A 13,955-nucleotide genomic window follows, 5' to 3' on the forward strand; every position below is an offset into this window, starting at 1 on the left:
ATAAGGTTTGTGTTTTAAAGTAAGGTGATTTTTTGTAATGAAAATTAAAATGCGTGGTCAAGATGTGAAGGTTTCTTACGGAGGTAAAGCAGCACTTCATGGTATTACTCTTGACATTCCTGAACATCAGGTTACGGCTTTGATTGGTCCTTCAGGTTGCGGAAAGTCGACTTTTTTGCGTTGTTTTAATCGTATGAATGATACGATTGAAGGCGCTAAAATAACGGGTCTTATTACCTTAGATGGGGAAAATATTTATGACTCGCAAATTGATGTTGTAGAATTGCGCGCCCGTGTAGGGATGGTTTTTCAAAAGCCTAGCCCTTTTCCAAAATCTATATTTGAGAATGTTGCGTATGGGCCACGCATTCACGGTTTAGTCAAATCGCGTGCTGAATTGCATGATGTGGTTGAAAAAAGTTTAAGGCAGGCAGGTTTATTTGAAGAAGTAAAAGATCGACTCCATGAGGCAGGAACAAGTTTATCAGGAGGGCAGCAACAGCGCTTATGTATTGCACGTGCTATTGCTGTTAGTCCTGAAGTTATTTTGATGGATGAACCTTGCTCTGCTCTTGATCCCATTGCGACGGCACGTATTGAAGAACTTATCGATGCATTACGACAAAATTATACAATTGTTATTGTCACACATTCCATGCAACAGGCAGCACGAGTTTCACAATATACGGCCATGTTTCATTTGGGGCATTTGGTAGAAGTTGGTGCGACTGAAATGATCTTCACCTCACCAAAAGAACAACGTACGCAAGATTATATTACGGGGCGCTTTGGATAGGTAAATTGAGGAGTATGTCAAATATGTCTAAAAATCATACTGTCCGTTCTTATGATGCAGAATTAAAATATTTGAAAGCAAGAATTACAGAAATGGGGGAGCATGCGGAAAGGATGATTGAACGTTCTGTTGCATCAATTGTATGTAATGATCTTCAACTTGCGGCGACAGTTATTGCTGATGATTTGTTTTTAGATGAAGCAGAACGTGACATTGATGAAAAAGCAATTACCATTATTTGCAAACGTCAACCGATGGCTGTTGATCTGCGTGAAATCATTGGTGCCATTCGTATCTCTTCTGATATTGAGCGGATTGGAGATATGGCTAAAAACATTGCTAAACGGACGGTAGCACTTTCAGAAACACGTCAATCAGCTGGTTTTTACCATGGGTTTGAAACGATTACAGCCTTAGCACTTAATCAGTTAAAGGAAGTATTGAGTGCTTACACCAGCCGTTTATTAGAGCGTGTTGATGCAGTACGTGAGCGTGATGGTAAAATTGATGCTCTCTATACCTCTCTTTTTCGTGAGCTTTTGACTTATATGATGGAAGATATGCGTAATATTACGGTTTGTACGCATTTACTTTTTTGTTTAAAAAATATTGAGCGAATTGGGGATCATGTCACCAATATTGCGGAAATGCTCCATTATATCATAACAGGTTGCCATATGTCTTCTGATCGTCCTCGCGATGATCTTACTTATAAAGTTGGGTTAGAGGAGAAGAAAAGAAATTGAAATTTTCTCTTAATGTATGAAATGTACTTTTTATGAAAGATAAAACCATTGGGCATTTTTTGCAGTATGGCTGTGAGAGGAATATAATGGACGTATTATGGTATGGGCAAGAGCAAAGAATAACGTATGACTTTTCAAGGTAAGATTGCGGATTTTTAATTCTTAATTTGATATATTGGGATATAGAATGGCATCCTTATTTATACTGTGCCAAGAAGGGGAGCTTCTTTCTGATCGTTTTGTTTGAATTTTTATTTAAGGGGATATTTGTGTTTTTTCTTCAATATTAATAGAGATAGTTTTCATACTTCCATCTTTTTTATGTACAGAATTGCTTGGTTAACTTTTGGAAGCATATTAGTTTATTGCGATTGAAGCATGATGGATGATATTGTGTAGCTACATTTGGTCATTAATAATGACAATATTAATCTGAAATTGAGATTTTTTTATTTCACGTCAATACCTTTTAGTTACTCTTTGTATTAAAATTTTACTAAGTTGTAACAATTAACCGTATACTTTCTTTCAAGATGCATTTAAGACTCATTCAAATTTAAAGATTTCAAAGACATGGAAATGTGTTGTATAAGATGAAAAAGAATTTTTGGACTGTTTTTGTTACTTGTTTTTTAGCTCCGTTTGTTATTGTGGGATGTGCTTCAGATCATTTTGGTGTTGGAAAAATAAATGATAGTAAGAAAACGAAACCAGCGGTGTATCCATTGACAGAGCGCCAATGCCTTATGCGTGTAATGTATTTTGAATCCAATCGTACAAGCCGTGAAGGAATGATTGCTGTTGGAACCGTTGTTATGAATCGTGTTAATTCATCCGCCTATCCCAAAACGATTTGTGGTGTTGTTGGTCAGTACAAACAGTTCGCTCCTGGTGTTTTAACGCGCCCTATGACAGAGCCTGCCTCTGTTGCCCGTGTTAAAGAGGCTGCTGATGCTGTTTTACGGGGCGAACGAGATAAGAAACTTAAAAACGCTAAGTTTTTTCATACCGCAGGTTTGTCTTTTCCTTATAAAAATATGCACTATGTTCGTGTTGCAGGGGGAAATGCTTTTTATGAAAAGCGCTCGCGTGATGGATCGCTTCAGGTTCCTACCAATGATCGTCCTTATGATATAGCTTATGCTTTTGCCCAAGAGCATTCTGCCAATGCACCGAGCTTCTTAGATGCAAATACAGTAAGTCAAGAAATAAAAGCAGAGAAAAAACAAAATGCATCTTCTTCGATAGAAGTAGCCCAAGTTAATAAAGTACATACCATGACTTTTGTTACAGTACAGCTTGATAAAGTTCCTATTCCTACATTTGCACCTCATCGTAGAGATCAGGAATTGGAGAACAAATCAGTTGTAGCCTATACTATGCCCTCATCAGATCAGTTAAATGCAATTGTTGCAGTGTTAGATAAACGGTACAGAAGCCGCTAATTTTTCACAACCAAAGTAAGGATATTGGTAATGTACTTTGATATTCATGAAACAATTTCGCCTGAAATGCTTAATCGTCTTGCAGAAATTACAGTAAAAGTTGGGCTGAATTTACAAGAGGGGCAGGATCTTATTGTGACTGCTCCAGTTTCCGCATTACCTTTTGTTCGGCGTATTGCATACCATGCCTATAAGGTTGGTGCTGGTGTAATTACACCGCTTTTTAGCGATGATATGTTATCGCTTACACGTTTTGAAAATGCACATACTGCGAGTTTTGATTGTGCACCTTCTTGGCTTTATGAGGGAATGGCGAAGGCTTTTGAAAATGGGGCTGCGCGTTTAGCTATTGTTGGTGATAATCCTTTGCTCCTTTCTAATCAAGATTTTGATAAGGTTGCGCGTTTAAATAAGGCTACCTCAATTGCTTATCAGCCTGCTCTTAAAGAAATATCGAATTTTGCTATGAACTGGTCGATTGTTGCTTATCCAACAGCAGGGTGGGCTGAGACGGTGTTTCCTTCTTTACCCCTTCATGAAGCGATTAAGAAGTTAGCAGATGCAATTTTTTCTGCTTCACGTGTTACAGAAGAAGATGCGGTGCATGCGTGGACTACGCATAATGCAACTTTGAAGCAACGGTCATCTTGGCTTAATGAACAGCGTTTTTCTGCTTTACATTTCACAGGTCCGGGAACTGATTTAATGGTTGGTTTGGCAGATGATCATGAATGGCATGGTGGTGCATCAATTGCTAAAAATGGTGTTGTCTGCAATCCTAATATTCCAACAGAAGAAGTATTCACTACCCCTCATGCGCATAAGGTTGAAGGTTTTGTTCGTTCGACAAAGCCCCTTTCTTATCAAGGAGCACTCATTGATAATATTGAGGTGCGGTTTGAAGAGGGGCGTATTGTTGATGCACGTGCTTCGACGGGGCAAGAAGTTTTGCAACAGGTTTTGCAAAGTGATGAGGGAGCAAGTCGATTGGGTGAAGTTGCCCTTGTTCCACATTCTTCACCGATTTCTAGGAGCGGGCTTCTTTTTTATAATACATTGTTTGATGAAAATGCTGCATGTCATATTGCTTTAGGGCAATGTTATTCCAAGTGCTTTTTAGATGGAGCATCCTTGACGGCAGAGGAGATTGCAGCGCGTGGTGGCAATAAAAGTGTGATTCATATTGACTGGATGATTGGTTCAGGTGAAATCGACATAGATGGCATTATGCAGGATGGCACAAAAGTTCCTGTATTCCGTAAGGGTGAGTGGGCTTAATATTTTGTTGGAAAACGCTTAATTCTTTAAGAAGAGAGATGCCTGAGCTTCCTGAGGTAGAAACCGTTCGTCGTGGATTGGAGCCGATTGTAACGGGTGCAAAGATACTATCTGTCACGCTTAATCGAAGGGATTTACGATTTCCTTTCCCTGAGGCATTTTCTGAACGTCTTATGGGCAGGACGATCATAGAAGTTGGTCGGCGTGCGAAGTATTTGTTGTTTCATCTTTCGCAGAATGAAACAATTTTAAGCCATTTAGGAATGTCAGGATCATGGCGCATAGAGGATGAAAGGCAAACATCTTCTCTTACAGAGAAATTTGTGAGGCATGATCACTTTGTCATGGATATCCAAGTAAAGGATGGCAAAGTTTATCATCTTACTTATAATGATGTTCGTCGCTTCGGGTTTATGCTTTTAGTGGATACAAATAGGCTTTATGAGCATCCACTTTTAAAGAAGCTAGGGCTTGAGCCGATGAGTCATGCGTTTTCTGGGAGCTATTTACAAAAGGCTTTTGTAAATAAAAAAATATCCCTTAAAGGCGTTTTGCTTGATCAGTCTATCGTAGCGGGGCTCGGGAATATTTATGTCTGCGAAGCGCTATGGCGTAGTCGTTTGTCTCCACAGCGTGGTGCATTTACATTAGCATTGAAAACCGTACATGCACGTGAATTTGCAGATTCTTTAGCACAGAATATACACGATGTGATTTCTGAAGCAATTGTGTCTGGCGGATCTTCTTTACGTGATTATGTCCACGTAGATGGCTCTCTTGGTTATTTTCAACACGCTTTTTCGGTTTATGGACGCGAAGGAAAAGAATGTTTGAAATGCGGAACGCCTATTATACGCATTTTACAGTTGGGGCGTTCAAGTTTTTACTGTTCACAGTGCCAAAAATAAATAAGATCTCTTGCAAAATTCTACAGGAGGCTTAAAGTCATCACTACTACAATTAATAAGGCTTGAAAGGTTTTTTTATGCTTAATAAAGTACTAACACATCTTGATGATAATATAGAAAAGAGCCTTGAACGCCTTTTTTCTCTTTTGCGTTTTCAATCGATTTCTACAGATGCAGCTTATAAAGGGGAATGTCGTAAGGCGGCTGATTGGATTGTAGAGGATTTAAGAAGTATTGGCTTTGAAGCTTCACGCCGTGATACACCGGGTCATCCAATGGTTGTAGGGCATCATCCAGGTCCCTCAGATGATTGTCCGCATGTCTTGTTTTACGGACATTATGATGTTCAACCTGTTGATCCGTTGAGTTTATGGGAGGATGATCCATTTACACCTTCTATCAAGGAAAAAAATGGAGAAAAAATTATTTGTGCTCGTGGAGCTTCAGATGACAAAGGTCAGTTTATGACTTTTGTTGAAGCGTGTCGTGCGTTTAAGAAAGAGACGGGGCAACTTCCTATTAAGGTTACTATTTTATGTGAAGGTGAAGAAGAAAGTGCTTCTCCTTCCCTTATACCTTTTTTAAAAGCAAATAGGGATGAGCTGAAAGCAGATTATGCGTTGGTTTGCGATACTGGGATGTGGGATGCAAATACACCATCTGTTGCTATTGCTCTTCGGGGAATTCTGGCAGAAGAGATCACAATTACTGCTGCTGATCGTGATTTGCATTCTGGTGCTTTTGGAGGAGCAGCAGCCAATCCCATTCATATTTTAGCTAAGATTCTGGCAGGACTTCATGACGAAAATAATAGGGTAACACTTCCCGGTTTTTATGATGGAATAGAAGAAGCACCTCCGCATATTTTGCAATCATGGAATGATCTTAATTGTACTGCTGAAAAGTTTCTTGGTCCTATTGGGCTTTCAATCCCTACTGGTGAAAAAGGGCGGAGCGTTTTAGAGCTCATATGGACACGTCCTACAGCAGAAATTAATGGCATTAGTGGTGGCTATGAGGGAGAAGGGTTTAAAACGGTTATTGCTTCTCAAGCGAGTGCAAAAGTGTCTTTTCGTTTAGTGTATAAGCAAGATCCAGAGAAAATACGTCAAGCTTTACGTGGTTATGTATGCAGTCTTATTCCTGCTGATTGTACAGTTGCATTTAAGGATCATGGTGCTTCTCAAGCAATCAAGCTTCCCTATGATTCTCCTTTTATTGAAGCCGCCAAGGATGCTTTATCACAAGAGTGGGGCAATAAGGCTTTATTAACGGGCATGGGTGGTTCAATTCCGATTGTTGGAGACTTTCAGAGAATTCTTGGCATGGAAAGTCTTTTAGTTGGTTTTGCACTCAATGATGATCGTATTCATTCGCCTAATGAAAAATATAATCTAAAATCCTTTCATAAAGGACAGCGGTCTTGGGCCCGTATTCTTACAGCTTTAGCAAATAGGGAGGGTAAATGACGGAGATCCGTGTTCATCAAGGTGATTTACCAAACTTAGATAATTATCAAGTTGATGCTATTGCGATTGATACCGAAACTTTAGGGTTACTCCCTCATCGTGATCGTTTATGTGTTGTTCAGCTTTCTCCTGGGGATGGTACTGCTGACGTTATACAGATTGCTAAAGGACAAAAGAGTGCACCGAATTTGGTCAAATTGCTTGCGGATAAGGCAATCACCAAAATATTTCATTTTGGACGTTTTGATCTTGCTATTTTAGCACATACATTTGGCATTATGCCAGATGTTGTTTTTTGTACAAAAATTGCTTCAAAACTCACGCGTACCTACACGGATCGTCATGGATTGAAGGAAATTTGTAGTGAATTGCTGAATGTCAATATTTCTAAACAGCAGCAATCTTCGGATTGGGCTGCTGAAACTTTGTCACGTGCACAAATTGAGTACGCGGCATCAGATGTTTTATATTTGCATCGTTTAAGAGATATATTTGAAGAACGCTTAAGACGTGAAGAGCGTGAAAATGTTGCAAAGGCATGTTTTCAATTTTTACCTATGAGGGCGAAACTTGATCTTTTAGGATGGTCAGAGGTTGATATCTTCGCTCATAGCTGAGTTGATAAATTGGCTTTTAACCAGAATAAGAAAAGTCATTGATGTAACAAAACAAAAGCCCATGACAAATGGGCTTTTGTTTTTTTGTCTGTTTTCATACTAGTGTTTTATGACCTCATTCTGAGTATAGAAAGTGCTCTTTCATTTGGAGAGATTCAATAAAAGTACATTTATGAATCTCTATTTTTATGTTTATAATTGCTTTTATTTTATTAAAGTTTAGAAAAAACAGAGAGCTTTATAAGGGGGGAAGAGTAGAAGATACATAACATTCACAGAGACAGTTTTCTCTATGAGTATTATCAAATTTGCATTATTTATACGAAATAAAATATCGTTGCTCAAAAAAATGCATTTATAAACACCAATTTCGTTTGTTGTACAACTGAAGGTAGCTTCTATTTTCATTGGTTACAGAGTCAGTGATTTCTGCGTTAGCAGAGCTAAAAAAATCATTTTTTTAAATTAAACTGCAACAAATTTTCACTTTTTAGGATTCTTAACTTTTTATCTATGACGCGTATTATTTTCTATGGAAATTTGAAGTGAGGGCACTAGGTAAAATTCATTATGGATATTTTATAAGGAGTTAGATCTATGAATCTGAAATATTTTATTACAGCATTTACTACTTTTGCTTCAATTTCTGTCGCTCAAGGAACAAATTTGATGATGGCTCAAAAGCTGAAGCAGAGTATGTCTTCTGTTATTCCTTCGGTAGATTCTTTTGCTATTCAGCAGGCTAACAATAGTTTATCTGAAGTTATTCAAACGAATTTTTCTTGTATTGAGAATAATCAAGGGAGAGAGGCTGTTGAGCTGGTACCTGTAGCGTCTTCTTCTAAACGAAGAGGTCATAGGGGTAAAAGAGGTCGGCCAAATTTGTTTAAAGGCCCGATGAGTTTTTAATAAGCAAAGCTGCGACGTTAAGAGATATAAATTTTTTCTCTTAGTAATTTATGAAGTCTAAAGGAGGGGAGAAAGCAGGGGGGCGAGCATTATGCAGTTGCCGCTTTTGGTTGTGGGGTCTGTTTGTGAGAAGAGAGAATGCATCCTTGATATAAAATGCACGGGTGTTCCTATTTCAGTAAAATGAGAGGTGTAAGAATAAGAGAGTTATAGTGTTTTAGATTTCTAAGGGAGTTTTTTCTTGGCGATTTTTTTTGCTGTAAGGAGAGGAGGATTGAGACTGATAAAGAGCATAAGATGATGGAGCGCTAAAAAAATAAATGCGTAAAGAGTTTTAAAAAAAGGTTCTGAAATTATAAGGTTGCATGTAGTTTTGTTGCGGTTTTTGTGATCTTGTACTCGGAGAAGCAAGTTTTTTTTCACTTGAGAGGCAGAAATCTAAGAGATTGCACCATGGGATATGGTCATTATGACAGTTGAAATCGAAAGTGTTTCTTATGAGCATTAAGGCGAAGGTGTTGCATTTTGCAACAATCGTCAGGGCATATTTTTCATAGAGAATGCGGTTTAGATTTTGGAGAGCCTATAAAAGAACAGCAGTGAATTTGATTGATAAGGTTTATTTCTTACATTGTTATAGCTTAAGAATTCCTATTTATTTTAGAACAAATGGCTAAAGGGAGAGGTGGGGGATGGGCTTTTTGTTTTTTTTATGAGTGTATCATTTTTACTACAGATATCTGTAGAGGCGGCTCTATATGCAATCGTGTGTTCAAATATTCAGCTATGGAGAGAAATTATGAATATGAAATGGTTAATAACAGCTTCTGCTTTCGCTTTTGTTTCAGTTTCAGCAGCGCAGGCAGCAGATGTTATTGTTCCCCCTAATCCTACACCTGTTGCACCGGTTGTTGTTGCTCCCACTTTTTCTTGGACAGGTTTTTATATTGGTGGTCAGATTGGTGGTTTTTCAAGTAAAACGAAGATGGATATTCTCAGCAATGGAAAAAACATTCCAGTAGATGATGACTTTTTGCCTAAATTGTCAGGTTTTATGGGCGGTCTTTATGCAGGTTCCAATATTGATCTCGGCAATGGCCTTATTTTAGGTGTTGATACAGATATCATGTGGTCTGACAAAAGTGACACAAAAACGGGGAAAGTGTATCTGATTGCTCCAAATCACAAAGATTATGTTACTAAAATAGTGAGCGACGCTGGTATTAAGATTAATGAAGAGATCCAAGCTGGTGATAAACGCTCTAGCAGTTTCACTTTTAAGGAGAAGTGGGCTGGTGCTACGCGGGTACGGATTGGTTTTGCAGCTGAGCGCATTATGCCTTATATTGCTGGTGGTATTGCCTATACGCAGCTTCAAGATATCACATCGATATCAATAACAGGAAAAGATTCAGGCAAAGTCATAGCTTCTGGTAATCTTTCTGATGAAACAAAGACATTTGTTGGTTACACCCTTGGTGCTGGTGTTGATTTAGCAATGAGTAATAATGTTATTGTTCGCGCTGAATATCGTTACTCGGATTTTGGTAAAAAGAAATACTCAAACGATAAATATGAAACTTCTTACAAAACCAATGATTTCCGTGTTGGTGTAGCTTACAAATTTTAATGTATTTGTAAAATAAACCATTCAAAAGTTCCGTCTTTGGCGGAGCTTTTGTTATTTCGAGCTACATTATTGCACATATTCAATAACGGTGCTCATTAATTGTGATAAAGAAAGATTTTCAAAGGACAAAGATGAAAGCTCTTATAACATCAATAATTTCTGTGTATGTGATTGAAAAACTTTAGTGCACACCTAGTTTATTAAGCAGCTCTCTCTTTGGATAGAGGTTCCATTCTGTATGGCTGTACCATTTTTACCTACAGATATTTTTGCGTGATTGCGCAGGATTGCATTATATGAATTAGGAGCGAAATTTATGAATATAAAATGTTTAATGATGACCTCTGTTATCGCTTTGATTTCAACATCTGTGGCACAAGCTGCTGATATTGTAGTTCCACATGAGGTTGCCTCCCCACGGATGACACCGATTATGTCTCCCTCTGCATTTTCTTGGACAGGTCTTTATCTTGGTGGTCAAGTTGGGAATTTTTCAAGTAAGGTTAACATAACAGATTCTGGTAAGAAAAGTGAGTTTTTTGGTAAAGATCAGACACCTCAACCTTCAGGTTTCATGGGAGGAATTTATGCCGGTTCCAATATAGATCTTGGAAATAGTCTCATACTAGGGGTCGAAACAGATGCAGTTTGGGCTGATAGAGGAGATACAAAAACGCTCTCTACAAAAGAGCTTGAGGTTAGTGACATTGAGGATTTTAACAAGGCGTTTACAGATGCCAGCATTAAATTGGATGACGCTGAAAAATTTGTAGCAGGCGATACAGGATCATATGGTTTTACTTATAAAGAAAAATGGGCTGGTGCCACGCGAGCACGGATTGGTTTTGCAGTCACGGATTGTATTATGCCTTATATAGCTGGTGGTATTGCTTATGCACAAATGCAAGGTATTGCTACGGTTTCTGGAACAAAAAAATCGTTAGAGAATAAACCAAGTAAAACAGTTACCGGTACTGTGGGTGATAAAACAACAACGATGGTTGGCTTTACTCTTGGAGGTGGTGTAGATTTCGCAATGACTGATAATGTTTTGTTGCGTGCTGAGTATCGTTACTCAGATTTTGGTAAAAAGAAATTCCAAGATGATGAAGCTGAATTTAATTATAAGACTAATGATTTTCGCGTTGGTGTAGCTTATAAATTTTAGCTTATTTGTAAGCAAAATTATTCAGAAGTTTTATTTTGACAGGGTTTTAGTTGTTTTCTGTGGCAATAGTGCCACAGAAAACATATTATTACATATCTAAAAATTCGTTAATGATTGATCTTTGTAAAAAGCAATACAGAGACAATATTTATAATTTGATTTTAATATCAATAAGTTATAAATTTTCATACCTTAAAATCGTTCGTATAAACGAAAGTGTTAAGAGGTGTCATTTCTGAATGGAGCCTTTATTTCTATAACAGTGTCATTTTTGCTACAGATTTTCTTTACCTAGTCCTATAGGATAGTTTCATAAATAAATTAGGAGCAAAATTTATGAATATAAAATCTTTAGTAACAACTTCTGTTATCGCTATGGCAGCAGCTTCTGCAGCACAGGCTGCTGATGTTATCATTCCACATGAAGCAGCACCAGTTATTGCTGTCCCTGCGTTTTCTTGGACAGGTTTCTATATTGGTGGTCAAGTTGGAAGCTTTTCAAGTAAGGTTGAGATAACTGAACCAAGCAAAAATAAACTTAACAAAGATTTAACACCTAAGCCTTCTGGTTTTATGGGTGGTATTTATGCGGGTTCCAATTTTGATATTGGAAATGGTCTTATTCTAGGTGTTGAAACCGATGCAGTCTGGGCTGATCGTGAAGAAACAAAAGAGCGTTTTTCACATGTTCTTCAAGAAAATGAACTTAATGATTTTAAGGATGATCTTACAGAACTGAAGGCCAGTGTTGCTACAGGAAAAACAATTGGTGGTATCAAGGCAGGTGACAAGCGTACAGATAGTAGCACTTTAAAGGAAAAATGGTCTGGTGCTACACGGGTGCGTATTGGTTTTGCAGCGGCTGATCGCATTATGCCTTATGTTGCTGGTGGTATTGCTTATGCACAGATGCAAGGTACCTATACGATTAAGGCAACAGAAGCTGCGGGTAATGCAGAAATCGCTTCTGCTAAATTCTTTGATGCAACAAAGACATTTGTTGGTTATACCCTTGGTGGTGGTGTTGATATCGCAATGACCGATAATGTCTTACTGCGTGCAGAATATCGTTATTCAGATTACGGTAAAAAGCAATTCGATAGGGATACAGATGAGTTTAGCTACAAGACCAATGATTTCCGTGTTGGTGTAGCTTACAAATTCTAATCTCGTAAAAAACGAAATTATTAACACTAAAGATTTCTAAGAGGCTCTGTCAAAGATGGGGCCTCTATTTTTTTGTGAATGTGATATTTTTGCTACAGATATTTTAAAACAGATGCACTATATATGCCTCGTTTTGGATATTTGGAGACATTTTATGAATACGAAACGTTTAATAACAGCATCTATTTTCGCATTGATTTCAGTTTCTACAGCGCAGGCAGCCGATGTAATGGTTCCTCATCAGCCAACGAAAGCTTCTTCATCAGCTTTTGTGGCTCCTAATTTTACATGGGCGGGTTTTTACTTGGGTGGCCAAGTTGGTGGTTTTTCCAGTAAAACTGATATGAGCATTGTTGGTAAGGACAAGAGTATACCGCTAAGCAAAGATTTATCCCCTAAACTTTCAGGGTTTGAAGGGGGGCTTTACGCAGGTTCTAATATTGATCTCGGCGACAACTTTATTTTAGGTATCGATACGGATTTAACTTGGTCTGGACAAAAACACACAAATACTATCACTTTAGGTGCATCTGGCAATGCTGAGGTAGATAATTTAGTAGCAAGATCTCGCAGATCAGTACGGTCAGCATCTGGGGCAGCAGCAGCACCAGCGGCGCCAGCACCAGCGAAGCCAGCAGCAGTAAAGCCAGCAGCACCAGCAAAGCCAGCAGCACCAGCAAAGCCAGCAGCACCAGCAAAGCCAGAAGCACCAGCAAAGCCAGCGACAGCAGCGGCAAAATCAATAGGGGCAGTGACACCAGCAGTGGCAACGGTACCATCGACAGAACCAGCAAAGTCAGAATCAGTAGCTAGGGTAGCAGTAGCTGCGGCACCAGCAGTTCAAGCAAGATCAGAGTCAGCTAAATCAGAGGCACAGGGATCAAAAAAAGAAGCACTATTATTGGCAAGATCGCTATCAGAAGGATCATCGCAGTCGATGGCGGCAACACCAGCACCAACACAGCCAGCCAATGGGGTAGGTAGTGATACCAACAGGAATCCTCACAGTGAACAGGGTTCTCATGCGCACCATGCATCTCACGGAGTTGGGCATGGGGCTGGCGCTAATTCACATAGTATTAATACGCACAGCGGTGGCGTCAATCCACACGCTTCTCATCCGCATGTTTCTAGTTCACATGGTACAAACAGCGCGGCTGGACGTAATGCACAAGCTACACAAGCTTCGGATAAAAACACTAGCAGTGTATATGGTGTAGAGCAAATGAGAAAAGTGGTCTCTGAACTTGGTTTGGAAAGAGACAGTGAAGCTGAAACTTTAAGCCATACTTTGAAACAGAATTGGGCTGGTGCCACACGTGTGCGTATAGGTTTTGCTGCTGATCGCTTTATGCCTTATGTTGCTGGCGGTATTGCTTATGCACAGCTCCAAGACACTGTATCGGTTTCGTTAAAGAAAGATGATGGAAGAGTTGTTTCTTCTAAGAACTTAACCGATGAAACAAAGACTATGATTGGTTATACTGTTGGTGGCGGTGTTGATTTTGCAATGCTAGACAATGTGATCGTGCGGGCGGAATATCGTTATTCAGATTTTGGCAAAAAGAAATTTGCAAAAGAAAAAATTGAGATGAAATATACGACCAATGATTTCCGTGTTGGTGTCGCTTACAAATTTTAATTTGTTGTAAAGAATAAATTACTAAGGGACTCCACCAAATGGTGGAGTCCTCATTTTTTAAGAAGGTCATTTTTTTGGTTTTCTTTCTTGATAGTTTCATGATAAACCCCGTAAAATGTGATGATATATCTTCCTGATTACTGCTTAATATGAATGGTTCATTCGACTTTCCCTATAGAT

General features: G+C 38.7%; 12 protein-coding genes. All 12 read left to right on the forward strand.

Annotated features, from left to right (window positions below):
- Positions 1 to 37 precede the first annotated feature (37 nt).
- The 12 genes from pstB to ME1_RS05470 all read left to right on the forward strand — a co-directional run bounded on the left by pstB (position 38) and on the right by ME1_RS05470 (position 13,775).
- Positions 38 to 796: a phosphate ABC transporter ATP-binding protein PstB gene (pstB, locus tag ME1_RS05410; protein WP_004864363.1), complete on the forward strand. Its 759-nt coding sequence runs from the start codon at positions 38 to 40 to the stop codon at positions 794 to 796.
- A gap of 23 nt (positions 797 to 819) precedes the next feature.
- Positions 820 to 1,542: a phosphate signaling complex protein PhoU gene (gene phoU / locus ME1_RS05415; protein WP_004864364.1), complete on the forward strand. Its 723-nt coding sequence runs from the start codon at positions 820 to 822 to the stop codon at positions 1,540 to 1,542.
- Between the two features lie 593 nt (positions 1,543 to 2,135).
- Positions 2,136 to 2,987, forward strand: a complete 852-nt coding sequence (locus ME1_RS05420) for a cell wall hydrolase (RefSeq protein ID WP_004864366.1) — start codon at positions 2,136 to 2,138, stop codon at positions 2,985 to 2,987.
- Positions 2,988 to 3,017: 30 nt separating this feature from the next.
- The gene (locus tag ME1_RS05425; RefSeq protein WP_004864368.1) at positions 3,018 to 4,265 is read left to right on the forward strand and encodes an aminopeptidase; all 1,248 of its coding nucleotides are present in this window, start codon (positions 3,018 to 3,020) and stop codon (positions 4,263 to 4,265) included.
- A 38-nt stretch (positions 4,266 to 4,303) separates the two neighbouring features.
- Positions 4,304 to 5,173 (forward strand): bifunctional DNA-formamidopyrimidine glycosylase/DNA-(apurinic or apyrimidinic site) lyase, encoded by an 870-nt coding sequence (gene mutM / locus ME1_RS05430; RefSeq protein ID WP_004864369.1) that lies wholly within the window; start codon positions 4,304 to 4,306, stop codon positions 5,171 to 5,173.
- A 77-nt stretch (positions 5,174 to 5,250) separates the two neighbouring features.
- Positions 5,251 to 6,642, forward strand: a complete 1,392-nt coding sequence (locus ME1_RS05435; protein ID WP_004864371.1) for a M20/M25/M40 family metallo-hydrolase — start codon at positions 5,251 to 5,253, stop codon at positions 6,640 to 6,642.
- Positions 6,639 to 7,259 (forward strand): ribonuclease D, encoded by a 621-nt coding sequence (locus ME1_RS05440; RefSeq protein WP_004864373.1) that lies wholly within the window; start codon positions 6,639 to 6,641, stop codon positions 7,257 to 7,259. Before ME1_RS05435 ends, ME1_RS05440 begins: the two co-directional genes overlap by 4 nt.
- 597 nt (positions 7,260 to 7,856) lie before the next feature.
- Positions 7,857 to 8,168: a hypothetical protein gene (locus ME1_RS05445; protein WP_004864375.1), complete on the forward strand. Its 312-nt coding sequence runs from the start codon at positions 7,857 to 7,859 to the stop codon at positions 8,166 to 8,168.
- Positions 8,169 to 8,967: 799 nt separating this feature from the next.
- Positions 8,968 to 9,798, forward strand: coding sequence for an outer membrane protein (locus tag ME1_RS05455; RefSeq protein ID WP_004864378.1), 831 nt, complete (start codon positions 8,968 to 8,970; stop codon positions 9,796 to 9,798).
- Between the two features lie 316 nt (positions 9,799 to 10,114).
- Complete coding sequence (locus ME1_RS05460; protein WP_004864379.1) at positions 10,115 to 10,966, forward strand: outer membrane protein; 852 nt, start codon at positions 10,115 to 10,117, stop codon at positions 10,964 to 10,966.
- Between the two features lie 336 nt (positions 10,967 to 11,302).
- Entirely contained in the window at positions 11,303 to 12,133 is an 831-nt protein-coding gene (locus ME1_RS05465; RefSeq protein WP_004864382.1) for an outer membrane beta-barrel protein, read from the forward strand.
- Positions 12,134 to 12,287: 154 nt separating this feature from the next.
- On the forward strand, positions 12,288 to 13,775 hold the full coding sequence (locus ME1_RS05470) for an outer membrane beta-barrel protein (RefSeq protein ID WP_035011768.1): 1,488 nt from the start codon (positions 12,288 to 12,290) through the stop codon (positions 13,773 to 13,775).
- The last annotated feature ends 180 nt before the right edge of the window (positions 13,776 to 13,955 follow it).

The sequence above is a fragment of the Bartonella vinsonii subsp. arupensis OK-94-513 genome (genome assembly GCF_000278235.1).
Taxonomy (GTDB): domain Bacteria; phylum Pseudomonadota; class Alphaproteobacteria; order Rhizobiales; family Rhizobiaceae; genus Bartonella; species Bartonella arupensis.

Bases quoted from the DNA above. Each gene is read 5' to 3' on its own strand.
- ME1_RS05440 (WP_004864373.1), top strand. From the start codon at position 6,639: ATGACGGAGATCCGTGTTCATCAAGGTGATTTACCAAACTTAGATAAT.
- pstB (WP_004864363.1), top strand. From the start codon at position 38: ATGAAAATTAAAATGCGTGGTCAAGATGTGAAGGTTTCTTACGGAGGT.
- ME1_RS05470 (WP_035011768.1), top strand. From the start codon at position 12,288: ATGAATACGAAACGTTTAATAACAGCATCTATTTTCGCATTGATTTCA.
- ME1_RS05455 (WP_004864378.1), top strand. From the start codon at position 8,968: ATGAATATGAAATGGTTAATAACAGCTTCTGCTTTCGCTTTTGTTTCA.
- ME1_RS05460 (WP_004864379.1), top strand. From the start codon at position 10,115: ATGAATATAAAATGTTTAATGATGACCTCTGTTATCGCTTTGATTTCA.
- mutM (WP_004864369.1), top strand. From the start codon at position 4,304: ATGCCTGAGCTTCCTGAGGTAGAAACCGTTCGTCGTGGATTGGAGCCG.
- ME1_RS05435 (WP_004864371.1), top strand. From the start codon at position 5,251: ATGCTTAATAAAGTACTAACACATCTTGATGATAATATAGAAAAGAGC.
- ME1_RS05445 (WP_004864375.1), top strand. From the start codon at position 7,857: ATGAATCTGAAATATTTTATTACAGCATTTACTACTTTTGCTTCAATT.
- ME1_RS05425 (WP_004864368.1), top strand. From the start codon at position 3,018: ATGTACTTTGATATTCATGAAACAATTTCGCCTGAAATGCTTAATCGT.
- ME1_RS05465 (WP_004864382.1), top strand. From the start codon at position 11,303: ATGAATATAAAATCTTTAGTAACAACTTCTGTTATCGCTATGGCAGCA.
- ME1_RS05420 (WP_004864366.1), top strand. From the start codon at position 2,136: ATGAAAAAGAATTTTTGGACTGTTTTTGTTACTTGTTTTTTAGCTCCG.
- phoU (WP_004864364.1), top strand. From the start codon at position 820: ATGTCTAAAAATCATACTGTCCGTTCTTATGATGCAGAATTAAAATAT.